General features: G+C 69.2%; 23 protein-coding genes and 1 tRNA gene. 10 read left to right on the forward strand and 14 right to left on the reverse strand.

Annotation, left to right across the window (positions count from 1 at the left end):
• Nucleotides 1–775, reverse strand: a 775-nt coding sequence (locus tag G6016_RS08640) for an Rv1486c family protein (RefSeq protein ID WP_182632255.1), incomplete at its 3' end; no start/stop codon positions are given.
• A 67-nt stretch (nt 776–842) separates the two neighbouring features.
• On the opposite strand from G6016_RS08640, the gene G6016_RS08645 reads away from it, so the two are divergent.
• Nucleotides 843–1,664 carry a DUF3097 domain-containing protein gene (locus G6016_RS08645; protein ID WP_182632256.1) on the forward strand — a complete coding sequence of 274 codons (822 nt, stop codon included), beginning with the start codon at nt 843–845 and terminating at the stop codon, nt 1,662–1,664.
• Here G6016_RS08645 and G6016_RS08650 read toward each other — a convergent pair.
• Complete coding sequence (locus G6016_RS08650; protein WP_338403558.1) at nt 1,648–2,283, reverse strand: TVP38/TMEM64 family protein; 636 nt, start codon at nt 2,281–2,283, stop codon at nt 1,648–1,650. The two genes, G6016_RS08645 and G6016_RS08650, sit on opposite strands and share 17 nt — an antisense overlap.
• A gap of 141 nt (nt 2,284–2,424) precedes the next feature.
• Between G6016_RS08650 and G6016_RS08655 the strand changes: the two genes are divergently transcribed.
• From G6016_RS08655 to meaB, 3 genes are all read left to right on the forward strand, one after another.
• The gene (locus G6016_RS08655; protein ID WP_338403559.1) at nt 2,425–4,263 is read left to right on the forward strand and encodes a methylmalonyl-CoA mutase family protein; all 1,839 of its coding nucleotides are present in this window, start codon (nt 2,425–2,427) and stop codon (nt 4,261–4,263) included.
• A 1-nt stretch (nt 4,264) separates the two neighbouring features.
• Entirely contained in the window at nt 4,265–6,556 is a 2,292-nt protein-coding gene (gene scpA, locus G6016_RS08660) for a methylmalonyl-CoA mutase (protein WP_182632257.1), read from the forward strand.
• Between the two features lie 80 nt (nt 6,557–6,636).
• Nucleotides 6,637–7,656 (forward strand): methylmalonyl Co-A mutase-associated GTPase MeaB, encoded by a 1,020-nt coding sequence (meaB, locus tag G6016_RS08665; RefSeq protein ID WP_338403560.1) that lies wholly within the window; start codon nt 6,637–6,639, stop codon nt 7,654–7,656.
• Between the two features lie 117 nt (nt 7,657–7,773).
• Here the strand turns inward: meaB and G6016_RS08670 are convergent, their stop codons facing one another.
• The 9 genes from G6016_RS08670 to G6016_RS08710 form a co-directional block, all read right to left on the reverse strand.
• Entirely contained in the window at nt 7,774–8,019 is a 246-nt protein-coding gene (locus G6016_RS08670) for a hypothetical protein (RefSeq protein ID WP_182632259.1), read from the reverse strand.
• Between the two features lie 180 nt (nt 8,020–8,199).
• Nucleotides 8,200–8,565 carry a YciI family protein gene (locus tag G6016_RS08675; RefSeq protein ID WP_182632287.1) on the reverse strand — a complete coding sequence of 122 codons (366 nt, stop codon included), beginning with the start codon at nt 8,563–8,565 and terminating at the stop codon, nt 8,200–8,202.
• 166 nt (nt 8,566–8,731) lie between these two features.
• A complete protein-coding gene (locus G6016_RS08680) occupies nt 8,732–10,192 on the reverse strand; it encodes an acyltransferase family protein (RefSeq protein ID WP_182632260.1) in 1,461 nt (486 codons plus the stop codon).
• 196 nt (nt 10,193–10,388) lie between these two features.
• Entirely contained in the window at nt 10,389–11,423 is a 1,035-nt protein-coding gene (locus G6016_RS08685; RefSeq protein WP_182632261.1) for a nucleoside hydrolase, read from the reverse strand.
• On the reverse strand, nt 11,420–11,971 hold the full coding sequence (locus tag G6016_RS08690) for a mycothiol transferase (protein WP_182632262.1): 552 nt from the start codon (nt 11,969–11,971) through the stop codon (nt 11,420–11,422). Before G6016_RS08690 ends, G6016_RS08685 begins: the two co-directional genes overlap by 4 nt.
• Nucleotides 11,965–13,413, reverse strand: coding sequence for an SDR family NAD(P)-dependent oxidoreductase (locus G6016_RS08695; protein ID WP_182632263.1), 1,449 nt, complete (start codon nt 13,411–13,413; stop codon nt 11,965–11,967). Before G6016_RS08695 ends, G6016_RS08690 begins: the two co-directional genes overlap by 7 nt.
• A gap of 33 nt (nt 13,414–13,446) precedes the next feature.
• Nucleotides 13,447–14,241, reverse strand: coding sequence for a hypothetical protein (locus G6016_RS08700; protein ID WP_182632264.1), 795 nt, complete (start codon nt 14,239–14,241; stop codon nt 13,447–13,449).
• Nucleotides 14,238–14,600 carry a TfoX/Sxy family protein gene (locus G6016_RS08705; protein ID WP_182632265.1) on the reverse strand — a complete coding sequence of 121 codons (363 nt, stop codon included), beginning with the start codon at nt 14,598–14,600 and terminating at the stop codon, nt 14,238–14,240. Before G6016_RS08705 ends, G6016_RS08700 begins: the two co-directional genes overlap by 4 nt.
• A 241-nt stretch (nt 14,601–14,841) precedes the next feature.
• A tRNA-Leu gene (locus G6016_RS08710) sits at nt 14,842–14,927 on the reverse strand.
• Nucleotides 14,928–15,116: 189 nt separating this feature from the next.
• Between G6016_RS08710 and G6016_RS08715 the strand changes: the two genes are divergently transcribed.
• Complete coding sequence (locus G6016_RS08715; protein ID WP_182632266.1) at nt 15,117–15,659, forward strand: YbhB/YbcL family Raf kinase inhibitor-like protein; 543 nt, start codon at nt 15,117–15,119, stop codon at nt 15,657–15,659.
• 101 nt (nt 15,660–15,760) lie between these two features.
• On the opposite strand, the gene G6016_RS08720 is transcribed toward G6016_RS08715, so the two are convergent.
• Nucleotides 15,761–16,828, reverse strand: a complete 1,068-nt coding sequence (locus tag G6016_RS08720; RefSeq protein ID WP_182632267.1) for a quinone-dependent dihydroorotate dehydrogenase — start codon at nt 16,826–16,828, stop codon at nt 15,761–15,763.
• Nucleotides 16,829–16,865: 37 nt separating this feature from the next.
• A complete protein-coding gene (locus G6016_RS08725; protein WP_182632268.1) occupies nt 16,866–17,897 on the reverse strand; it encodes a WD40 repeat domain-containing protein in 1,032 nt (343 codons plus the stop codon).
• Between the two features lie 208 nt (nt 17,898–18,105).
• Here G6016_RS08725 and G6016_RS08730 point away from each other — a divergent pair, with 208 nt between their 5' ends.
• The 5 genes from G6016_RS08730 (at nt 18,106) to mshC (ending at nt 22,428) form a co-directional block, all read left to right on the forward strand.
• On the forward strand, nt 18,106–18,951 hold the full coding sequence (locus G6016_RS08730; protein WP_182632288.1) for an undecaprenyl-diphosphate phosphatase: 846 nt from the start codon (nt 18,106–18,108) through the stop codon (nt 18,949–18,951).
• Between the two features lie 69 nt (nt 18,952–19,020).
• Entirely contained in the window at nt 19,021–19,725 is a 705-nt protein-coding gene (locus G6016_RS08735) for a histidine phosphatase family protein (protein WP_182632269.1), read from the forward strand.
• A gap of 55 nt (nt 19,726–19,780) precedes the next feature.
• Entirely contained in the window at nt 19,781–20,368 is a 588-nt protein-coding gene (locus G6016_RS08740) for an Rv2134c family protein (protein WP_182632270.1), read from the forward strand.
• Nucleotides 20,365–21,147, forward strand: coding sequence for an Rv2133c family protein (locus G6016_RS08745; RefSeq protein ID WP_182632271.1), 783 nt, complete (start codon nt 20,365–20,367; stop codon nt 21,145–21,147). Before G6016_RS08740 ends, G6016_RS08745 begins: the two co-directional genes overlap by 4 nt.
• Nucleotides 21,148–21,174: 27 nt before the next feature.
• The gene (mshC, locus tag G6016_RS08750) at nt 21,175–22,428 is read left to right on the forward strand and encodes a cysteine--1-D-myo-inosityl 2-amino-2-deoxy-alpha-D-glucopyranoside ligase (RefSeq protein ID WP_182632272.1); all 1,254 of its coding nucleotides are present in this window, start codon (nt 21,175–21,177) and stop codon (nt 22,426–22,428) included.
• Nucleotides 22,429–22,519: 91 nt separating this feature from the next.
• Here mshC and G6016_RS08755 read toward each other — a convergent pair whose 3' ends face one another.
• Nucleotides 22,520–23,446 (reverse strand): PAC2 family protein, encoded by a 927-nt coding sequence (locus G6016_RS08755; protein WP_182632273.1) that lies wholly within the window; start codon nt 23,444–23,446, stop codon nt 22,520–22,522.
• Nucleotide 23,447: the final 1 nt, after the last annotated feature.

A 23,447-nucleotide genomic window follows, 5' to 3' on the forward strand; every position in this document is an offset into this window, starting at 1 on the left:
CAGCGGACCGGCGCGCGGCGTCCTTCACCGCGACCAGGCGCCGGAGGATGGGCTCCCGCGTCGCGGCGTCGACGCCCAGGCCGGGCCGGGACAGCGCCAGGGAGGTGATCGCCTCGACCCGATCGATCCGGTCGACGAGTTCCAGTACCCGGGAGGGCAGGCCCGGCGGCAGCCGCGTGACGGTCGAAGGTACGTCCACGCGGCCGGCGGCACCTCCACCGGACGCCGATCGCTCGATGAGTTCGGCGGCGTCCATCACGGCGCGGCCGAGATCGGACATCGCCTCGGACGGGCCGGGCGGTTGCGGCGCGACGGGGCAGTCCACGACGCCACGTAGTCGCCACCGGAGCACGTCGGGGTGCGGTCGCACGCAGGTCAGGCACAGCGCCTCCCGCGTGCCCGGATCTCGGATGAGCACGCCCCACCCGGCTTCGGCGACGTCGGCACGCACCGCCGGCACGGGCGGAAGGCTCGAGGAGTCGCCCGGGGCGGTCGTCAGGAGCGAGAGCACCTCGACGGCCGGGGAGGAGCCACCCACCCGGCGCAGCGTGCGCACGATGCCGGGCAGGATCCCCACCGCACCGGCAACGGGATCGACGTCCTCCAGCCCGAGCACCGGGTCCCCGGCGACCTCCATCAGGTTCGACTCGGCCAGCCCGCTGACGTGCGAGCTCAGGTCATCGAACGGCAGGTCCGCCCACGCGGTGCGCAGGAGGTAGAGGGGCAGCGCCCAGGCGGGGGACAGCGCCGTACTGGTGGTGAGGGGGCGGGACATGACGATCGATCCTACCGCCGGTGCGCCATCGCGCCGCCGGTCGTCGCGCCGACTACGGTGTCGGGCCATGGCTGATATGTACGGCTCCGACGTCCTGTCCGGCACCGCGCGGCGTCGCCGCCCCCAGGTCCCCGTCGTGGATGCGGAGCGGGAGCTGGTGGTGGAGGACGCCGAATCCGGCTTCTGCGGCGCGGTCGTGGGTTTCGATCGGAGCTACGACGGGGAGTTCGTCAAACTCGAGGACCGCAAGGGGCGGGTCCGCCTGTTCGCCATGACCCCGTCCGCCTTCCTCATCGACGGCAAGCCGGTGACGCTGCGCAAGCCGGCGCCCGCCAAGGCGACGGGGCCCACCGTGACGGCCTCGGGGTCGCGGAAGGTGGAGGGACTACGGGCCCGCACCGCCCGGGCCGGTCGGATCTGGGTGGAGGGCATCCACGACGCGGCGCTGGTGGAGAAGATCTGGGGCCACGACCTGCGGGTCGAGGGCATCGTGGTGGAGCCGCTCCACGGCATCGACGATCTGCCGGGGCTCGTCGCGGAGTTCGGGCCGACCCCGCAGGCCCGCCTCGGCGTGCTGGTGGACCATCTGGTGGAGGGCAGCAAGGAGTCGCGGATCGTGGCCGGTCTGGGCGGGGACGTCCTGGTGACCGGCCATCCGTACGTGGACATCTGGCAGGCGGTCAAGCCCGCCGCAGTCGGCATCCGCGAATGGCCGGTCGTGCCGCGCGGGGAGGACTGGAAGACCGGGATCTGCTCCCGCCTGGGGTGGGGCGAGCCGGCCGACGGATTCCGCCACGTCCTGTCGTCGGTGAGCAGTTACCGCGACATCGAGCCGACCCTGCTCGGCGCCGTGGAGCGCCTGGTCGACTTCGTCACGGATCCCGCCTGACCGGCAGTCGTGCGTCGAGCACCATCCCCGCCACGCCGACGGCGGCGAATCCGACCGTGGCCCACAACGCCGCACCGCCTTCGCCCGCGGTAAGGGCGTTCCCGAGCAGGATCGCCGCGACGGTGCCGGGCGCGCTGCCGATCACGGTCGCCGGCAGGAATTGCCGCCGCGGGATCGAGGTGAGGGCGGCCGCGTAGTTCACGACCGAGAACGGCACCGCCGGCACGAGTCGCAGACTGCCCACCGACAGCCAGCCCCGGCGCCGGAGCCGCACGTCCACCCGCTCGATGCGGGGGTCCGCACGTAGGGCCGCCGTGCGCTCGTGACCGAGCCTGCGGACAAGTTCGAAGGCCAGCGCCGCGGCGACCCCGGTCGCGACGAGGGACCAGGGGATGGCCACCGACGGTGGGAACAGCACCGCCGCCGAGTAGGTGAAGGTGGAGCGGGGGATCGGCGCCACGGTCACGACGGCGTAGGCGACAAAGAACGCGGGTACGAACCACGGGCCGAGCTGGGTCGCCCAGGAGCGGAGCTGTTCCAGCCCCGGGGTGGGGACGAAGGTCGCGAGGACGACGACGACAACGACCGCCGTCACCCACCCGATCACCCGTCTGCGCACCGGGACGACTCTAGCTCCCTCGGATGTGGCCGGTTTCCCCCTTTCGGAGTCCCCAGCACGCCAGGCATGTTCCTGCCGTCTCGGACGCTGCACTAGAGTCGCGAGGTGACCCCCTTCACTCCACAAGAGAACGAGGTACCGGTGACCAGTCCGACCCCAGGTCCTGACCTTCACTCCTGGTACGCCTCTGTGGGAGCCGTCCTCGCGAAGGCCGCCCGCAAGGATCCCGCCGAGATGCCCGACGACGCCTGGCGTTCGCTGATCGCCACCACTCGTGACGGGATCGAGGTCAACCCGCTGTACACGCGAGCCGATGAGCTCGCGGAGCGGACGGCACCGGGCGAATTCCCGTACGTTCGCGGCGGCAACCGGACCGGTCTGCCGGACAACGGCTGGCACGTCAGCGCTCGCGTCGAGGCGACCGGTGATGTCTCGCAGGTCAACACCGCGATCCTCGATCAGCTCGAGCAGGGCGTGTCGGCACTGTGGCTCACCGCCGAGGCCTCCGACCTCGCGGGCGTCCTCAAGGACGTCTATCTCGATCTGGCTCCGGTCACCTTCGAGTCAGGGAAGGACCTGGTCGAGGTCGCCGAGGCTTTCCTCGGACTGCTCGATCAGCGACTCGCCGCCGGCGACGGGGTGACCGACCGCGCCGCCGTGGTCGCCGACCTGGGGGCCGCTCCCGTCACCGCCGCCTACGCAGGCACCGATTCCATCGGCCTGGATGCCGCCGTGCGCCTCGCGGCCCGCGTCTCCGAGCGCGAGGAGACCCTCCGCACGTTCGTCGCTGACGGCACGGTGTTCCACGCCGATGGCGCCGGCGATGCCCAGGAACTCGCCTACGCCGTCGCGGCCGGACTCGAGTACGTCCGCGCGCTCATCTCGGCGGGGATGTCCGCCGAGACCGCGCTCCGTCAGGTGTCGTTCCGACTGTCGGCCACCGATGACCAGTTCGCCTCGATCGCCAAGTTCCGCGCGGGCCGTCTCATGTGGGCGCGCGCGGCGGAGCTGCTCGGCGCTCCGGAGGCCGGCGGTGCCCCGCAGCACGCGGTCACCTCGTCGGCGATGATGTCGCGTCGTGACCCGTGGGTGAACATGCTCCGCACCACGCTCGCGGCCTTCGGCGCGGGTGTCGGCGGCGCCAACGCCGTCACCGTCCTGCCGTTCGACGCCTCGGTCCCGGGCGGGATCGAGAGCACGTCCCGCTCGTTCGCCGACCGGATCGCCCGCAACACGCAGCTGTTGCTGCTCGAGGAGTCCCACCTGGGCCACGTCGTGGATCCCGCCGGTGGCTCGTGGTACGTCGAGTCCCTCACCGACTCACTCGCCGAGGCCGCCTGGTCGATCCTGCAGACCGTCGAGGCCGGCGGTGGCCTGTCCGAGGCGATCGCGTCCGGCTCGGTGGCCGAGGCGATCGCGCGGGTGCGCGACGCACGCGATGCCGACATCGCGCACCGCAAGGCGCCGATCACCGGTGTCTCCGAGTTCCCGAATCTCGGCGAACCGGCGTTCGACGAGTCCCGTCGGGGTGGTGAGGGCTACCGCTACGGTCTGGCCTTCGAGAACCTGCGTGACCGTTCGGATGCCCACCTCGAGGCGACCGGATCGCGGCCGACCGTGTTCCTCGCCGGTCTCGGCCCGCAGGCGGAGACCACGCCCCGCGTGACCTTCATCGCGAACCTTCTCGCTGCCGGCGGCATCGAGGCCCGCAACCCGGGTGTCACCGAGGCCGGTCAGTACGCCGACGCTCGTGAGGGTGATGAGATCGCCGTGCTGTGTGGCGGCGACAAGCGCTACGCCACCGAGGGCTCGGACGCCGTCGCCGCGCTCCGCGCCGCCGGTGTGTCGACCGTCTACGTCGCGGGAGCCGAGAAGGGTTTCCCGGCCGATGCCACCGACCGTCCCGACGGGTTCCTGGGCCTCGGTATCGACGCCGTCGCCGCCCTGTCCACCCTCCTCGACCAGCTGGGAGTGAAGTGAGATGACGACCTTCCCCGATTTCAGTACCGCTCCACTCCGCGAGGGCTCCGCGACCGCAGACGCCGAGGTGGACGCCGCCGCGACCGCGACCGCGTCTGATTCCGCCGCTGACGCCGTCTGGGAGACCCCCGAGGGCATCGACGTCAAGCGGGTCTACACCAAGGCCGACCGCGACGGTGTCGAAGCCGGCACCACGGCGACCGACGACGGCGAGACCGTTACCCCGTTCCCGCTGGACACCGTGCCCGGTGCCGCCCCGTTCCTGCGTGGGCCGTACCCGTCGATGTACGTCAACCAGCCGTGGACCATCCGCCAGTACGCCGGCTTCTCGACCGCCGCCGAGTCCAACGCTTTCTACCGCCGCAACCTCGCGGCCGGCCAGAAGGGCCTGTCGGTCGCGTTCGACCTGGCCACGCACCGTGGCTACGACTCCGATCATCCCCGCGTCGCGGGTGACGTCGGTATGGCCGGCGTGGCGATCGACTCCATCCTGGACATGCGCGAGCTGTTCGACGGTATCGATCTGTCGGCCGTGTCGGTGTCCATGACCATGAACGGCGCGGTGCTGCCGATCCTCGCGTTCTACGTGGTGGCCGCCGAGGAGCAGGGGGTGACGCCGGAGCAGCTCGCGGGGACCATCCAGAACGACATCCTCAAGGAGTTCATGGTCCGCAACACCTACATTTATCCGCCCAAGCCGTCCATGCGGATCATCTCGGACATCTTCGCCTACACCTCGCAGAAGATGCCGCGGTTCAACTCGATCTCGATCTCCGGGTACCACATCCAGGAGGCCGGGGCGACGGCCGATCTCGAACTGGCGTACACGCTCGCCGACGGCGTCGAGTACATCCGGGCGGGTCTGGAGGCCGGTCTCGACATCGACAAGTTCGCCCCGCGTCTGTCCTTCTTCTGGGCGATCGGCATGAACTTCTCGATGGAGATCGCCAAGTTGCGCGCCGGTCGCCTCCTGTGGAGCGAGCTCGTCGAGAAGTTCGATCCGAAGAACGCCAAGTCCAAGTCGCTGCGTACCCACTCGCAGACCTCGGGCTGGTCCCTGACCGCGCAGGACGTGTTCAACAACGTCGCACGCACGGCGATCGAGGCCATGGCCTCGACGCAGGGCCACACGCAGTCGCTGCACACCAACGCGCTCGACGAGGCGCTGGCACTGCCGACCGACTTCTCCGCTCGCATCGCCCGAAACACCCAGCTACTGCTTCAGCAGGAGTCGAACACCACCCGTCCGATCGACCCGTGGGCGGGTTCGTACTACATCGAGTGGCTCACCGCGCAGCTCGCCGACAAGGCCCGCCTGCATCTCCTCGAGATCGAGGAGGCCGGCGGCATGGCCCAGGCCATCGGCGAGGGCATCCCCAAGCTGCGCATCGAGGAGGCCGCGGCCCGCACCCAGGCGCGTATCGACTCCGGCCGCCAGCCCGTCATCGGCGTCAACAAGTACGTCGTGGAAGAGGACCAGGAGATCGAGGTCCTCAAGGTCGAGAACTCCCGCGTGCGGGCCGAGCAGGTCGCCAAGCTCGAGAAGCTCCGCGCCGAGCGCGACGAGGATGCCTGCCAGGCCGCTCTCTCCCGCCTCACCGCGGCCGCGGAAGGTGGACCGAGCAGCGATCTGGACAACAACCTGCTCGCGCTCGCGATCGACGCCGCCCGGGCACAGGCCAGCATCGGTGAGATCTCGGATGCACTGGAGAAGGTCTACGGTCGTCACAAGGCGGAGATCAAGACCCTGTCCGGTGTGTACCGGCAGGAGGTCACCAAGGAGGGCGCCGTGGACAACGTCACCCGTGCCATGCAGATGGCCGACTCGTTCGCCGAGCAGGAGGGGCGTCGTCCCCGCATCCTGCTGGCCAAGATGGGCCAGGACGGCCACGATCGCGGTCAGAAAGTCGTCGGCACGGCGTTCGCCGACCTCGGCTTCGACGTCGACATGGGTCCGCTGTTCCAGACTCCCGAGGAGGTCGCCCAGCAGGCCGCCGATGCCGACGTGCACGTCGTCGGTGTCTCCTCGCTCGCGGCCGGCCACCTCACGCTGGTCCCGGCCCTGCGTGCGGCGCTGGCCGAGGTTGGTCGTGAGGACATCATGGTCACCGTCGGCGGCGTCATTCCGCCGGGTGACTTCCAGGAGCTCTACGACGCCGGTGCGGCCGCGATCTACCCGCCCGGCACCGTGATCGCGGAGGCCGCGATCGAGCTGCTCGGCAATCTCGCCGACGAGCTGGGCTACGAGCTGGGTTCCTCGGGCGAGGAGGCCGGCACGGAGGTGGGGTCCTGACCCGCCTCGGCTCCGGACCCGACCCCGCGGGGTCGGGGAATCTCTCGGGCAGCTTGTCCACCACGCTCGGCACCGGTGCGGTGCGCGGTCCGGTTCCCGCGGCGACCGGACCGCGACCGCGGCGTGAGATCGACGTCGACGCACTGCTGGCCGGAGTTCTGGAGGATCGCCGTCCGATTCTTGCTCGGGCCATCACGCTGCTGGAGTCCACCAACCCGACCCATCGGGAGAAGGCCCAGCAGCTACTGCTGGCGGCGCTACCGCACTCCGGCGGTGCACTACGGATCGGGATCACCGGTGTCCCGGGGGTCGGCAAGTCGACGTTCATCGAGTCCTTCGGCCTCTACCTCGTGGAGAAGGGACTCAAGGTCGCCGTCCTGGCCATCGACCCGTCGTCGACCCGGACCGGCGGATCGATCCTCGGTGACAAGACGCGCATGGCCACGCTGTCGACCGAACCGCGGGCCTACATCAGGCCGTCACCGACGTCCGGCACCCTCGGTGGGGTGGCCAAGGCGACCCGCGAGTCAATGGTGCTTCTCGAGGCCGCCGGCTTCGACGTGATCCTCGTGGAGACCGTCGGCGTCGGCCAATCCGAGGTCACCGTCGCCGGCATGGTGGACTGCTTCACATTCCTCACGCTGGCCCGGACCGGCGATCAGCTCCAGGGCATCAAGAAGGGTGTGTTGGAGCTCGCGGACGTGGTGGCGGTCAACAAAGCCGACGGTCCGCACATCAAGGACGCGAAGCGGGCGGCACGTGAACTCGGTGCGGCGCTCCGGTTGGTGCGGCCGGCGGATGCCGTGTGGAAGGTCCCCGTTCTGACGATGTCCGGTCTGGAGGGCGAGGGACTCGACGGCTTCTGGGAGGCCGTGCAATCACACCAGTCCGAGATGGAGAAGATCGGCGAGGTCGCCGGCCGTCGCGCCAGACAGCAGGTCGACTGGACCTGGTCCATGGTCCACGACACGCTGATGGCACGACTGGAGGCCGACCCGGATGTCCGCAGTGTTGCTGCAGACGTAGAGCGTCAGCTCCGTGAGGGGACGTTGACCGCCGCGCTGGCGGCGCAGTCCATCATCGACGCCTTCGACTCCTAACGGCCCAGACGCCGTACGGTCGCTCACCGACACAAGACGGTCTCCCCGCATGAGCGGGGAGACCGTCTTCGCGTGTCTGGCGGAGCTCTCACCACCGGGGCGGGGCCCCGTGTTGGGTCAGCGCTTGCGTAGGACCAAGCCCACGGCGGCGATGTGCTTGTCGTGGGTGGTGAACGTCTTGCGCATCGCCAGGACGCGCTTGCGGGCATCGGAATCCCGCACCAGGTTGGAGACGATCTTTGCGACACCGTCGATGCCCTCGTCGGCGATCATCTGGCGGGGCTTCAGCAGACCCATGGGCCGGATCTCGGCGGATTCGACGTCGAACCCGGCGGCGTTGAAGAGCTCGCTCCACTCGGACACGGTGAGCGGGCGGGCGTTGACGCGGATCGAGCGGGCGAGATCCTTGCGGATCGTGGTCTTGATGTCCTCGTCCAGGTCATCCGGAACCAGGCACAGCTCATGAACCAGGTAGCGGCCGTCGGCATCCAGGACGCGGGCCGGCGTCCTCCCCGTTACCGCCCGACAGCCGACCGCCCGTCATCAGTACTCCGCGATCGCGCGGACCTCGACCCTGCCCCCGTGGATCCCCGGACAGCGCGCCGCCCACTTCAGGGCCTCGTCGATGTCCGCGACATCGACGACGATCGTCCCACCGACGAACTCTCGGCTCTCGGCGTAGGGGCCCGAGGTCACCACGGTTTCGCCGCCGCCTGCGGGCGCGGTGACGGAGACCCCTGTGTCGGGGTCCTCGAGAGCGAAGCCGCCGGCGAGGACTCCCGCCTTGGACAGCTCGGCGTCGAACTCGATGAACGCCTCCGGACCCGGCCCTTCCTCGACACCGTTTTCATCCGCCTCGCCGCAGCGAGCGTCCTCGATGCTCCCGAACATCAGCAGTACATACTTCATGTCGACCTCCTGGTCGTCGGTGACGATCGTCGGTCGCGTCAGGTGCGCCGACATCATCTTGACGAACGGGATACCCCAGATCGACAGGTCCGCCGAAAAAGATTTCTCGGGACGTCAGATTCGGGGGAGTGGAGGCCTGGGAAGGGGTGGGGGCTCCGGCGTCCGGTCAGGGACGTTCGAGCGCCTTGCGGGCGGGTTCCTCGAGGAAATGGTGGCTGGCCGCACCGGCCGCGATCGACCCGGCCACGGTGACGGGCCAGATGACGTGCATACGCCGGTCCCACAGGGCGGTCCGGGTCACCGGGAATGCGGCAAGCAGGATCAGCTGGTGCCACAGGAATATCCCGTATGACCAGGTTCCGAGCTTTTGTAGTGGAGCGGACTCGAGCACCGGGAATCTGGCCCCCTCGGGCGCAAGAACCACCGGGGCCAGGACGAGGAACGCCATTCCGCCGGCCAGACCGGTGCGCGCGGCGAACTCCACCGGTCCTGGATGGGTGAAACCCTCCGAGAACCAGACCGGGACGGTTGTGGCAACCAGGGCTGCTCCACCGGCGATCCACCAGCCCCACCGGGCCATCGTGTCGCGACACATCCGCACGAGCGTGCCGGGGGGCGCACTGGCGATCTCCGCCAGGAGCATCCCGGCAGCGAACCACGCGGTGAACGCGGGCGGGAGGATCTGCAGGTTCACCTCGGCGGGGATGATGCCAAGGGCCGCCCACGGGATCGCCGGGAACACCAGGCCGGAGGCCCCGAAGGCTAAGATCGCAGGAATGCGCCATCCGGCCGAGTTGCCCCGAAGGTTCCGCATGGCGGTCCAGAGCAGGGGCAGGGCCGCGTAGAAAGCCATCTCCACGGCCAGGGACCAGGCGTGCGTGAGGCCGGCGACGAGGAACTTCGGCGTGTAGATCTGCGTCAGCGTGAGATTGAGCAGCCACGTGACCGGACCGTTGACGTGGTTCTGCTTCAGCAGCAGCATCGCGGCCCCGACGAGGATCACGTAGGCGGGCATGATCCGCTCGACGCGCGACCTCAAGAAATCGCCGGTGGTTCTCGCCGTTCCGGGCTTGTCCTCCCATGCGTGACGCGCATGCGACCGCCAGACCAGGAAGCCGGACTTGGCGAAGAACACCGCCACGGCCAGGTCCAGCCGCCCGAAGATCCTCTTGACGGGCGAGCCATATGAGGACCGCGTGACAAACGCGATGTGTGTGGTCATGACTCCCACGGCGGCGAGCCCTCGGATGCCCTCGAGAGCGGGCACAAAGCCACGGGCACCGGCCGGACGTCGAAGTCCGGATGCCTGACCTCCTGAGCCGTCCGTCAACACCACGGACTCGGCGACTCCCGCCGTGGAATCGGGCAAGCCACTGCCGGACCCATTGGCTGCCGGAGTGCCGACGCGCACACCCGCCGGCCTACGTACACCGGCGAACTCCGGCATCGAGTCCGCGAGAACTCGGAGACGGCGATCCACCTGTGCACGCGCCGTGGTGAGGGCATCCCTGACCGTGTCGGCCAGAGGCTCGGCGCGCCCCTGCGTCACCGCGGTACGCCTGGCGCTCACGCCGGCGACGACGGCCCCACCCGCAGCGACGAGCAGAGCAGCAGCGACCGACCTCATGGAATCTCCCGGGCTGTGAAAAAAGAGAGGACAACGTGCGCGCGACATTCCTGAACCGGGACCGCGCACATCCGAAGGAGCCTAGCACCGGTTCTAGTTCTGCCCGTTGGGCACCCACGGCCCTGATGTCCGTGGTCCTGCACGGCAAGTCCGGCGACTCGGGTGCGCGCTCAGCGGTGCAGGCCGGTCCTCAGGCTCAGCCCAACGAGGCGATCGCGGCGAGGACCTCGTCGACCACCGCCGGCGGGCCACCGGGGAGCGTGACTGCGGTCGCGATCCGGGCATTGGGCACGTGGCCCCGCTGCCCGCGCCTGTCCTCGACCGTCATGCCCCGGGTGTGCTCGCCGCGGCACTCGACACGAACGTGGCTCTGCTCCGCCACCACACGGTGCGGATGCAGTGCGAGCCATGCCACGAACGGATCGTGCACCTGCGCCAGATAACCCTCGCCCACGGAGTCGTGGAACTCGAAGTACAAGCGCAGGGCGTCGACGAGCGCGCGGGTCAGCGGGGTGTCGGAGGTGGCGAGCAGCCGCTCCGAGTGCGCCGGAGTCCACAGCGCCTGCTCCGTCAGATTCAGTCCGCACCACAGGGGCGCCGACACCTGTGAGAAAGAGGCGTCGGGGGCGGCGGACCGCGCGCGCTCCCACGCGAGGCACACGGCGTCGGCGGCCTCGGGGTCGACGTCCACGTTCCATTCGCTGGTCGGCGTGGTGTTGCCGGGATGCCCACGGAAGGTGCCACCCATCACCACGAGCTCGGACACCAGTCCCGGCAGCCCCGGCTCGAGCACCAATGCCTGGGCCAGGGTGGAGGAGGGCCCGGTCACCACCGCGACCAGCTCACCGGGATGTTCGCGAGCAGAGTCCACCCAGAGCCCGGCACCACTGCGGGGATCGAGCCGGGCCCGTGTTGTCGTCGTCCCATGGTCTTTTCCGACCGTCAGGTCGGCGTACCCCGCGCCCCGGGGGCCGTGGGTTTCGGGCGTGAACACGTGCGGCACCACGCTCGCACCAGCCGCCCCGGCACACACCGGCAGCGGGGGAGCACCGGCGAGGTCCAACCACGCCAGGGCGTTGGCCACGGTGTCGTCGAGTCCCACGTTGCCGGCGGTACACACCACGCCGACCAACTCGATCCGCCCGGCCAGGTGCTGGGCGACGAGGTAGGCGATCGCTAGGGCGTCGTCGATCCCCGGGTCGCAGTCGAGGAGGACGGGCGTGGGTTTCATCGCCTGTAGAGGCCCGTGAGGAGGACGTCGCGGGTCAGCTCGAGGTGGCCGAGATGTCCGGCGACGTCGTGGAGGATGTGGGCGAGGACCCAGTCGATCGTGAACGTGCCCGAACGCCGGGCGGTGTCCACGTCGAACGCCGTGCCCGTCGGGTGGGCGAGCTCGCCTCGGACAAACGCGGCGGCGGTCCACTCGGGAAGGCGGGCGACGAGCGCGTCGAGACGGTCGAGTTCGGGACCGACCGGCCCGGAGTACGCGAACTCCGAGGTCCGGTCGCGGTCGACCGCCTCGCCGCCCAGGCACGCCGCGCCCCACGAGGTCACCACGCCGCAGAGGTGGTGGACGAGCGCCGCCGCCGTGTTGGTGGGCCACCCCGAGTCGTGGGCGGTGGGCGCCGTGTGGACCAGCGACTCGTCGGAATCTCCGCCGAGATCTGCCACTGCCGCGCGCAGCGCCGGCAACAGCTGCGTGGTGAGGATCTGCTGGACGGCCCGGCCGGGGTCACCGGAAACGGGCGCGTCACCCGACGCGGTCGGGTCGCTCACCACGGGCTCGGCTCGAAGTCCTTGAGGAAACAGCCGTAGAGGTCCTCGCCGGCCTCGCCGCGCACGATCGGATCCACCACGCGGGCGGCACCGTCCACCAGGTCGAGCGGGGCGTGGAAGCCCTCCTCGTGCAGCCGGACCTTGGTCACGTGCGGGCGCTCGTCGGTGATCCAGCCGGTGTCGACGGCGGTCATGAGGATGCCGTGCTCGGTGAACATCTCCTCCGCCGAGGTGCGGGTGAGCATGTTCAGGCCGGCCTTGGCCATGTTGGTGTGCGGGTGGCCGGCGCCCTTGTAGCGGCGCGAGAACTGCCCCTCCATCGCGGAGACGTTCACCACGTATTTGCGGCGCGCGGCGGAGGCGGCCATCGCCGGGCGCAGCCGGGAGACGAGGATGAACGGCGCCACCGAGTTGCACAGCTGCACCTCGAGCATCTCCATCGGCTCGACCTGCTCCACGGTGGCCACCCAGCTGTTGTGGTCCACCACGTCCGGCAGGAGCCCGCCGGCGTCGATCGCGGTCCCGGCGGCCATCCGCTCGAGCGACGACGACCCGGCCTGCAGCGCCAGGGCGGCGATGTGGTCGGCCTCCCGCTCGGCCTCGTCGTGGCCGATCAGCGCGGACTCGCCGCCCATCAGCGCGGCCGGATGCAGCTCGGACGTGCGCCCCATCGTCACCATCGGCACCTCGGCGGCGCGGCCGGTAATGGGCGCGTTCTCGCCCTCGACCAGGCCGGAGTAGGAGCCGGGGGAGCGGCGCACGGTCTGCGCGGCGTTGTTGATGAGGATATCCAGCGGCCCGGCGGCGGCGACCTCGTCGGCCAGCGCCACCACCTGGGCGGGATCCCGCAGGTCCACGCCCATCACGTGGATGCGGTCGGCCCAGTCCGGGTAGTCGTCCATCTTGGCGAACCGCCGCACGGCGTCGCGCGGGAACCGGGTGGTGATCGTGACGTCCGCGCCCGCCCGCAGCAGCATCAGCGCGATGTACATGCCGATCTTGGCGCGGCCACCGGTGAGCAACGCGCGGCGGCCGGTGAGGTTCATGGCCGGGTCGCGGCGGGCACGGTTGGCGGCGGCGCACTTCGGGCACAGCTGGTGGTAGAACGCGTCGACCTGCGTGAATCGCTGCTTGCACACGTAGCAGGCCATCGCACGTTGCAGGTGGCCGGCGATCGCACCGGGCGTGTTGGAGACCAGCCGGATCCCGGCGGTCTCGTCGTCAATTCGGGTGGGGGAGCCGGTCGCGGTGGCCTCGATGACCGCCTTGTCCGCCTCCTGCCGCTCACGTCGCACCTCGGCGCGCCGCGCCTTCTTGAGGAGCTTGAACATGTGGCCCACCGACCGCTGCACCCGGATCGAATCGGGGTGGTCGGACTCCAGCGCGGCCGCCTGCTCGAGGACGCGGTGGAAGGTGTCGAAGTCGTCGGGATCGATGCCGGTCACCAGGACACGGTACGACGACGACGACGCCAAGCGCTAAACGCTCCGCCCGGTCTCGGGTGGGACGTCTCCCGCTCGTAGCCCGGCGAGCGCGGCGTCCATGGCACGCTCCTGATCGGTCCGCGATCCCTGCGCTCGTAGCCCGGTGGGGCCGGACTGGTCGACGCGGCGGGCGTACGCCTCGGACACCAGCTGGGCGTGGGCCTCGAACCCGAGGCTCTCCGGGCCCGGCGCCGGCGTTCCTGCGATCGGGGTCTGGATTCCGGCTACCTGGGTCTGGATCCCGGCGATCAGGGCCGGGTTCGCCGTGAGCGCGACGCGCCAGTCATAGGCACGCCGTCCCAACCTGACCTGCTCGACCAGCGCCAGGAGCACGTACCGCGGGCCGATGACGCGTCCCTGCCAGATGTGCACGAGTTCGTGGACAAGCGTCGGGGTGGCACAGGGTCGGGCCGTACCCGCCGGCCACTTCGCATCACTCGGGCGGGCTGCCTCGTCTGCATCGTGTGCGGCTGTGCGGCCCTGCACGTCGCAGACCCGGTGCACGACGCCCGGGTCTTTGCCGAGATAGATCAGGCCGGGCAGCGCGAAAGCTCTGGGGTGGGGGATCCCCGGGACGTGTCCGCGGCGGATGACGATGGCGTCCGGGTCAACGGTGTCGCCGAAGATCGCGTGCAGGTCATCGCGGACCTCCCGCGGGAGGTGCAGGCGGGGCGGCGCCACCCCCGCGATATCGAGAATCCGGTCAACGGCCCGGGCCGCGGTGGCCAGGACCGAGGCGAGGCCATCGGCGAGACGGACTCCGGCGCGCGGGCGGGCCGGCTCGGTCATCGCCTTCCGTCCGCGGCCGCGCGATTGTGCTCCAGCGCGGTGTCGAGCCAGCTTTCCAGCGTCGCGTCATCCTCCAGTGCGGGGGCGGATATGGAGATCCAGCCCGGGCCCATGTCCCGGCCCGCACCCATCTCAGCCTGCGACGCGCCGGCACGCGTGAGCAGCTCGTCGTGGCGTTCGGTGGCCCCCCGCACGAGCAGCGAGCCGTCCTTCCCGGCGCTCACGAGGATCTTGCCCCGCACCATCACGCACACGCCGCCGAACATGGACTTCTCGTCGGTGATCGTCTCGTCGGCGAGAAGTTCCCGGAGGCGGTCCAGAAGCGACTGCTGAGCTACCGGCTTTGCACGTGGGGGCATCGGCCCGACCTTCCCAGAAGTGACTTCGTGGCGGCTGAACCGTCCCGGCAGTGCCCGGTGGATCGAGAGCAAGTGCCACACGGTCGTCCGACTCAACCCTAGGGCTAATGCGTCCGGTGGGGATCAGGTCTGGTCATCGGCTTTCCCGCATGTATCGGGTACCCAGGACTGACCCCGTAAACGAGAGCGGGCCCCGGATCCTTTTCAGGATCCGGGGCCCTTCTACTGTCTCGACACAGTGTGCGCGAGGGGGGACTTGAACCCCCACGTCCGTTAATAGGACACTAGCACCTCAAGCTAGCGCGTCTGCCATTCCGCCACTCGCGCTTGCACACTTGCGGGCTTTCACCGGAACTTTCCGGCTTGGCCGTGCGAGGAATGACATTAGCCGATGCCTGATCCGGGGTACAAATCGGGGGCCGCGCGTGCCCGACGTTTCGCGGTCAGCGCTGGTAGACAGGGACCTGAACGGCCGGAGACACGCTCCGGATCCGAGGACGCACCAGGAGGATCACGTTGACCGAGTTTCGAGTTGCTGACCCGTACACCGCCCTTCCGGAATTGCCCGCGCTCGAGGTGACGAGCGAGTCCTTCGCCGAGGGCGCGACGCTTTCCGCCGCACAGTTGGGCGGCGTGATGGGCGTCTCCGGTGGGCAGGACAAGTCCCCTCAGGTGAGCTGGAGCGCCGGGCCGGAGGGCACCAAGAGCTACGTCGTGACGGTCTTTGACCCGGACGCCCCCACCGCGTCGGGGTTCTGGCACTGGTCTGTGGCCAACATCCCGGCCGACGTCACGTCGCTGCCGGAGGGCGCCTGCACCGCCGAGGACACCTCCGGCCTTCCCGAGGGCGCCGTGGTGGTGCGCAACGACGCCGGCTTCAAGGGGTTCGTGGGCGCGGCACCGCCGGCCGGCCACGGCCCGCACCGCTACATCCTCGCCGTCCACGCGGTGGGCGACGTGCTCGAGTTGGGCGACGACGCCTCGTGCGCCTTCGTCGGCTTCAACCTCTTCGGGCAGGGACTGGCCCGCGGGCGCGTCACGGGACTGTTCGAGCAGTGACATCCCAGCGGTGAGCGCCGAGCGCTGACACCGGACTCCAGACGAACGATGGCCGGTCGTGGGACCCACACCCACGGCCGGCCATCGTGTACCGCTGACAATCAGCGCACTGCTGAACCCACGGCTTGATCCAACGTCGAGAACCCGGCCTGGCGCAGTCGCCGGGCCACAAGTCGGTTCGTGCCCCCGAGCAGTCCGAGACCGCTGTAGATGAAGCCGGTGTAGGTCTGTACGAGGTCCGCACCGTGCGTGATGCGGTCCCAGACGTCTTCCGGGCTCTCGATTCCGCCGACCGAGATGATGACGATTTTCCCGCCGGCCCGTCCGTAGATGCGGGACAGCACCTCGCGGGACCGGGCCGCGACCGGTGCGCCGGAGATGCCTCCGGCCCCGAGCGATTCGACGGTGGACGCTGAGGTCCGCAGTCCGTCTCGGGAGATCGTGGTGTTGGTGGCGACGATCCCGGCGAGTTCGAGTTCCAGGACGAGATCGGTGACGGCGTCGATGTCGTCGTCGTCGAGATCGGGCGCGATCTTCACCAGGACCGGAATGGTCGCGACGTCGCGGACCGCGGTGAGGATGGGACGCAACGACTCCACGGCCTGCAGGTCACGCAGTCCCGGGGTGTTGGGAGAACTGACGTTGACGACGAGGTAGTCCGCGAGTCCGGTGAGCATCGTCGCGGACGCCACGTAGTCCCCGATGGCCTCCTCGGCCGGGACGACCTTGGTTTTGCCGATGTTGATCCCCACCGGGTCGGACGTGCGTCGCCGACGAAGATTGTTGGCCGCGTTTCCCGCCCCGTGATTGTTGAAGCCCATCCGGTTGAGGATCGCCCTGTCCTCCACCAACCGAAACAGGCGGGGAGTGGGGTTCCCGGGCTGCGCGGAGGCGGTGACCGTGCCCACCTCACTGAACCCGAAACCGATCGCCCCCCACGAGTCCACCGCCGCGGCGTTCTTGTCGAACCCGGCGGCCAGACCGAGCGGCCCCGGGAACGTGCGGCCCAGGATGTTCTGAGCGAGGATCGGATCGTTCACGCCGAGGACGCGGCGGACGACTGTGCCCAGAGGCGGGACCAGTGTCAGGAGCTTGAGCAGCCCGAAGACCAGGTGGTGGATCCGTTCCGCGGGAAAGCGGAACAGCACCTTCTTGAGCAGTGCGTACACGATTCTCCTCAGGTGAGACGTCTGCGGTCGGCGTCGATCAGCCGGCCGGGTCGGTCAGGGTCGGTCGGATCAGGTGAAGCCCGGCGCCATCACCCGACCCGACCACCACGGTGCCGGATTCGGTGACGGCCAGGGCGTCCGGCTGTCGTACGGTCGGAATATCGGCTCGGAGGACACCGATCCCATCGCCGAGATCGTACGCCTGCACGGTGTTGGTGGCGGTCGACGTGACCCACACGATCGAGTCCGAGGAGGAGTCCTGCGCCACCGCCCACGGAGCCGGCGCGACCGGGAACTGCTGATGGAGCCGCACCGGGGACGTCGAGTACACCAGCAGGGTTCCACCGACCGTGTCGGACGCGACCAAAGATCCTTCGCCCAGGTCGCCGATCATCCCCGCACCGCGACCGGCACGCAGGAGCGGTCCCGCGACCTCTTCGGCCGGGTCGACCGAGGCGACGACGGTGTCCGGCCGACTCAACGCCGTGACCGATCCATCCGGTGCCACGGCGATCTCGCTGACCGTGGTCAGTCCTGCCAGCCGACTCTTCTCGACCCCCTCGGCATCGCGAAACACCACCTCGCCGGTTTCGGTGCCGGTGATCAGGTCGCCTTCCGGGGTGACAGCGGCAGCGGATACCGGCCCGAGTCCCGAGAGCGTTCGGCTCTCACCCTCCGGCGTCACCAGCACCACTCCGTCGGCAAACGGGACGACTATCGATCCGTCGTCGCCCGCGGTGGCGGCGCCCACATCATCGGGCAATTCGACCGTCTCCTCGGGGATCCACCGGGTTCCCTCGACTCGACCGATCTCGAGGGTGGACGGCGACGTGGTCTGCGCGGCAACCCGGTCGCCGACGGCCACGAGCGCCCGCACCGTCCCGGGAACCGAGACGACTTCTCCGCCCTCCGGCTCGTAGACCTGCGGGGACTCCGCCGGAGCAGCGTTGCCCTGGGCGAGCTGCGTCTCGTCGAGTTGATCCGAGGCAGATGAACAGCCGGACAGTCCCACGACGAGTGCGAGAAGTGCGGCGGGTACGCCTGATCGGCGGAGGACACGACGGGTCACGGTGTTCCTTTCGACGCGCCCTATTGTCCACCACGCACGTCCTCCGGCACCGTTCAGGTCCGGGCGACTACCCTCACGGCGTGCGGCAGGCGCGGGTGATCGATGAGACGGTCACACGTGGATGCGTGCCGGCACCACCAAACCTCGCACCTACGAGAAAGGCCGCACTGTGAACACCACGGTCCTCGCCGAACCAGCTGTGGAAGGGATGTCCTGGCTCCAGGTCATCGTGCTGTCGGCCCTCCAGGGGCTCACCGAATTTTTGCCGGTGTCCTCATCCGGGCACCTTCGGATCTTCTCCACCTGGTGGTTCGGCGCGGATGCGGGGGCGTCGTTCACCGCGGTCGTTCAGCTCGGCACGGAAGCCGCGGTCCTGGTGTTCTTCTTCAAGGACATCGTCCGGATCATCGTGGCCTGGTTCCGCGGGCTGTTCAATGCCGACAAACGTGACGACCCGGACTACCGACTCGGGTGGTTTGTGATCGTGGGTTCGATCCCCATCGGGATCATCGGGTTGCTCGCCAAGGATCTGATCCGGGACGCGGCCCGCAATCTGTGGATCACCGCCATCGTGCTGATCCTGTTCTCGTTCGTGTTCCTCCTCGCGGAAAAGATGGGCAAGCAGGACCGCCCCGTGGAGCCGAAGCAGCTCAAGGGGCTCACCATGAAGGACGCGATCGTGATGGGCCTGGCACAGTGCCTCGCCCTGATCCCGGGCGTGAGCCGCTCCGGTGGCACCATCTCCGCTGGCCTGTTCCTCAACATGTCCCGCGAGGCAGCCGCCAGGTTCTCGTTCCTGCTCGCCATTCCCGCTGTCCTCGCCTCGGGATTGTTCAGCCTCCCGGACGCATTCGACCCCTCCGTCGGCCAGTCCGCGAGCTGGGCGCAGTTGCTGATCGGTACCGCGATCGCCTTCGTGGTCGGGTATGCCGCGATCGCCTGGTTCCTGCAGTTCGTCCAGAAACATTCCCTGGCATGGTTCGCGGGCTACCGCGTCATCCTCGGCCTGTTGGTCATGGGACTGCTCGCCGCCGGCATCATCCCCGCGACCTGATCCGTTTGCCACACGCGCATCAACCGCGCCCCTCTGCCGTAGTCGCGCGGCGTCGGTAATCTGCCTGCTATGACCGTCATCCTCCTCCGACACGGCCGCTCTACCGCCAACACCGCGCTCACGCTGGCCGGTCGGACGCCCGGGGTCGGCCTGGACGAGCTGGGCCTGTCCCAGGCGGTTGCCCTGTGCCGGCGTCTGGACGGCCTGCCGGTCGGGGCGATCGTCCGGTCACCGCTGATGCGGTGTCGCCAGACCGTGGAGCCGCTCGCGCAGGCACTCGGTCTGGAGCCGATGGTGGAGGAGGGGCTCGTCGAGGTCGACTACGGAAGCTGGACGGGACGCCCCCTCAAGGACCTGTCCTCGGAGCACATGTGGTCTGTGGTGCAGCAGCATCCGTCGTCGGCGGTGTTCCCGGAGGGCGAGTCTCTGTCCGGGATGGCCTCACGGGCCGTCGACGCGGTGCGTCGCCACGACCGGCGTCTGGCTGAGCAGGCCGGTGAGGATGTGCTGTGGGTGGCGTGTAGCCATGGGGATGTGATCAAGTCCGTGCTGGCGGATGCGTACGGAATGCATCTGGACCAGTTCCAGCGCATCGTGGTGGAACCCGCATCGGTGTCGGTGGTGCGGTACACACCGCACCGTCCCTTCGTCCTGCGGGTCAATGACACCGGCGGAGACCTGTCCGGTCTGCGAGGTAACCCGGCCGGTCAGGTGGACAAGCCCACGGCCGGACACTCCGAATCCGATGCGGTTCCGGGAGGGAACGTAACCTGATGGACCGCACCATCACCACCATGAAGTTCCAGACCGATACGAGGAGTCGACCGGCATGAGCAGGGCAGTCCACGAGTTCCGCGACCCGAGCCGGTTCGTGGTGGGCACTGTCGGGGAGCCCGGCGAACGCGTGTTCTTCGTCCAGGCCTCCGAGTCCGGGCGAACGATCACCGTCCGCTGCGAGAAGCAGCAGGCCAAGATCCTGTCGGACCGGATGGGGGACCTGCTCGACGAGATCGCGTCCAAGTCCGACATCCCGGTTCCCCCGGCGAAGGGCACGGTCGACGATCTCGACCCCCTCGAGATGCCCGTCGATCCCGAGTTCAACGTGGGCACCATGGGACTCGGGTGGGACGGCGACAAGGGCCAGGTGGTGGTCGAATTGCTGGCGATCGACCCTGATGCCACCGACGAGTCCGTGGTCCTGTCCGACTCCGAGGACGCCCCGGACGCACTCCGGGTGTTCCTCACGCCGGACCGTGCCCGACAGTTCGTCCTGCGCAGCGACAAGGTCGTCTCGGCGGGACGTGAGCCGTGCCCGTTGTGCGGGGAGCCCATCGACACCACCGGCCACCTGTGCATCCGGCTGAACGGATATCGGCCCCGGTCCGGTGAAGAGCTGACCGAACTCGTCGACCCGTGACCACCTCCTCCGACGGACCCGAGCTGACCGTCGTTCATCGGATCCGATCCGGAAGCAATGCCGTCTATCGCTGCGTGGATCAGCACGACGAGAGTTGGGTCTACAAGCCGTCGGCGGGGGAGCGGCCCCTGATGGATTTTCCCGACGGCAGCCTCGCGGCGCGGGAGGTCGCGGCATACACGGTCTCCGCGTCGCTGGGCTGGGATCTCGTGCCCGAGACCGTCACGGCACACGGCCCCGGCGGCAAGGGCATGGCGCAGCGCTGGGTCGACGAACGGCAGCCCTCAGACTCCGGCACCCCCGACCCCGTGGACGTGCACCCGGTCGATGCCGTGCCGAAGGGCCGAGCCGTCGTGCTGCGGGGCGAGGGCGCCCGGGGCGAAGAGGTGGTCGTCGCGCACGACACCGATCAACGGCTACGCCGGATCGCCCTGTTCGACCACGTGATCAACAACGCCGACCGCAAGGGCGGCCACGTGCTGGTGGATCAGTCCGGCCGGACGTGGGCGATCGATCACGGCCTGTCCTTCCACTCCGAGCCCAAGGTCCGCACCGTCCTGTGGGGGTGGGCCGGCCAGCCCCTCGACGGGGGTGAGGTCGAGGGACTGTCGGCGCTGGCGCGGCAACTGTCCGACGAGGCCGACCTGACGGCGGATCTGGGGCTACTGCTCTCATCGCACGAGATCGCCGCGCTGGCAGACCGCCTCGAGGCCCTGCTCGCCGACGGCAGATTCCCCGTCCCCGGCCCCGGCTACCCCTTACCCTGGCCGCTCTTCTGAATCGCCGAAGTCTCTAGACTCGCCCTCATGCACTCGTGGTCCTCGCCTGTCGTCCCCTCGGTTCCCGGCGACGGTCTTCCCCTGAGATTGTTCGACACCGCCGAGGGCGCCGTCCGCGACCTGGACGCGGGGCCCCTCGCCCGGATGTACGTATGCGGGATCACTCCGTATGACACCACCCATCTCGGCCACGCCGCGACCTACCTGACCTTCGACCTGGTGTATCGCCAGCTGCTCGATGCGGGGCACGCGGTGCACTACGTCCAGAACACGACCGATGTCGACGATCCACTGTTCGAGCGGGCCGAGCGCGACGGGGTGGACTGGCGTGAGCTCGGTGATGCGGAGACGGACCGCTTCCGCGCCGACATGGAGGCACTGCGGATCATGCCGCCGCAGCAGTATGTGGCCGCCACCGAGACCATCGACGAGGTGGTGGAGATGGTCGCCGAACTGATCGACCGCGGTCATGCCTACCGGATCGACCCGTCAGTCGACGAGTACGCCGACGTGTATTACCGCCATCGTGCAACGCCGGACTTCGGTTACGAATCAAGATACGACGACGACGAGATGGCTGCCGCATTCGCGGAACGTGGTGGCGATCCGGACCGACCGGGCAAGGAGCATCCCCTCGATGCCCTGCTGTGGCGAGTGCAGAGACCCGGTGAGCCCTCGTGGCCCTCGCCTTGGGGTGAGGGACGGCCCGGCTGGCATATCGAGTGTTCGGCGATCGCCCGCAACCGGCTGGGTCTCGGCTTCGACATTCAGGGCGGCGGAAGCGACCTGGCCTTCCCGCACCACGAGTTCTCCGCGGCGCATGCCGAGGCCGCGGCCGACGAGCGCCCCTTCGCCCGGTTCTACGTGCACGCTGCGATGATCGGCCTCGACGGCGTGAAGATGAGCAAGTCGCTCGGCAATCTCGTCCGCGTGCAGGCACTCCGCGAGGAAGGCGTGGACCCGGCGCTCATCCGGCTGGGCCTGGCCACCGGCCACTACCGCACGGACCGTTCGTGGTCGGCCGAGGTCCTCGAGGAGGCGCGTGAGCGCTTCGGGACCTGGACCAGGGCGATCGAGCGTGGCGCGGGCGCCGAGGCCGGCCCCACGATCGCGGCCCTACGGGAGCGGCTGGCGGACGATCTCGACACCCCGGGCGCGCTTGCGGTGATCGACTCCTGGGCGGCGGCGACGCTGGACGGGGACTCGGCGGACCCGACGGCCGGCAACGCCATCGCCACCGCCGTGGACGCATTGCTGGGAGTCCGCGCCGCCGATTCCTGAGGGCCAGCATCGCCGTTGGCGTTGGCGTTGGCGTTGGCGACTGAATTCTCCCGGCATAAAGCGTGAGAGCACGCCGGGCCCGATTGCCTGACTAACCCGAGCTCGGATCGTCCCGGTCGCCTCGCAGGAAGCGCTCGAACTCGGCGGCGATCGCGTCGCCGTCGACAAGCGGCATGGCTTCTCCGCTCGAGGCCCGGCCACGATCCGGCTCCGGATCGTCCCCGTGCTCGATCTCGTTCTCCTCGTCCATCCGGTCCTCGAGGGAACGGATGTAGTCACGCAGATCCTCGTCCTCGCCGGCGGCGGCGTCGACCTTCTCGACCCACGTCCGGGACTGCACGCGTAGCGCATCCATGCCCACGGCCATACCCAGGTTTTCCGCGAGCCAGGACAGCATCGCTTCGGTGCCGCGCGGATTGGGCGGGGAGGCCACGTAGTGGGGGACACCCGCCCACAAACTCAGGGTCGGGACCCCGGCCTCGGTGAGCAGTTGCTGCAGGACCCCCGTCATCCCGGTGGGGCCCTCGTACTCGGTGGCCTCGACACCCATGGTCGACATGCGCTGCCGACTGAACGCGGACCCGGACAGCGGCACCGGCCGCGTGTGGGGGACATCGGCGAGGTAGGCGCCCAGCAGAACGACCTGGGATGCGCCGAGGGTGTCGACGAGATCCACGAACTCCGAGGCGAAGGTGCGCCATCTCAGGGCTGGCTCCGGGCCCTGCACCAGCAGCACGTCGTTGGCCACGCCGTCCGGACGGCAGGCCGAGACGACGATGCGAGGCCATTCGATCGACCGGGACACCCCGTTCGACTGGCGGATGACCGGCCGCTGATCCAGGTAGTCGAAGAATTCGTCGCCGCCGATCTCCGCGATCTGCCGGGCCTCCATGTTGAGCGCGAGATGCTCGATCGTCCCGGTCGCCACGTCCGCTGCGTCGTTCCAGCCCTCGAACGCCACGATCATGACCGGGTTCTCCAGATCAAGATTCCCGTCAGGACTCCATTCGACAGTCATC

Origin of the sequence: Dietzia aerolata, assembly GCF_014144865.1 — a bacterium.
In the GTDB taxonomy this organism is placed as follows: domain Bacteria; phylum Actinomycetota; class Actinomycetes; order Mycobacteriales; family Mycobacteriaceae; genus Dietzia; species Dietzia aerolata.

Excerpts from the sequence above, each read along its gene's own strand:
- G6016_RS08645 (WP_182632256.1), top strand. The coding sequence starts at position 843 with ATGGCTGATATGTACGGCTCCGACGTCCTGTCCGGCACCGCGCGGCGT.
- scpA (WP_182632257.1), top strand. The coding sequence starts at position 4,265 with ATGACGACCTTCCCCGATTTCAGTACCGCTCCACTCCGCGAGGGCTCC.
- G6016_RS08675 (WP_182632287.1), bottom strand. The coding sequence starts at position 8,565 with ATGAAGTATGTACTGCTGATGTTCGGGAGCATCGAGGACGCTCGCTGC.
- G6016_RS08680 (WP_182632260.1), bottom strand. The coding sequence starts at position 10,192 with ATGAGGTCGGTCGCTGCTGCTCTGCTCGTCGCTGCGGGTGGGGCCGTC.
- G6016_RS08685 (WP_182632261.1), bottom strand. The coding sequence starts at position 11,423 with ATGAAACCCACGCCCGTCCTCCTCGACTGCGACCCGGGGATCGACGAC.
- G6016_RS08700 (WP_182632264.1), bottom strand. The coding sequence starts at position 14,241 with ATGACCGAGCCGGCCCGCCCGCGCGCCGGAGTCCGTCTCGCCGATGGC.
- G6016_RS08705 (WP_182632265.1), bottom strand. The coding sequence starts at position 14,600 with ATGCCCCCACGTGCAAAGCCGGTAGCTCAGCAGTCGCTTCTGGACCGC.
- G6016_RS08730 (WP_182632288.1), top strand. The coding sequence starts at position 18,106 with ATGTCCTGGCTCCAGGTCATCGTGCTGTCGGCCCTCCAGGGGCTCACC.
- G6016_RS08735 (WP_182632269.1), top strand. The coding sequence starts at position 19,021 with ATGACCGTCATCCTCCTCCGACACGGCCGCTCTACCGCCAACACCGCG.
- G6016_RS08740 (WP_182632270.1), top strand. The coding sequence starts at position 19,781 with ATGAGCAGGGCAGTCCACGAGTTCCGCGACCCGAGCCGGTTCGTGGTG.
- mshC (WP_182632272.1), top strand. The coding sequence starts at position 21,175 with ATGCACTCGTGGTCCTCGCCTGTCGTCCCCTCGGTTCCCGGCGACGGT.
- G6016_RS08755 (WP_182632273.1), bottom strand. The coding sequence starts at position 23,446 with ATGACTGTCGAATGGAGTCCTGACGGGAATCTTGATCTGGAGAACCCG.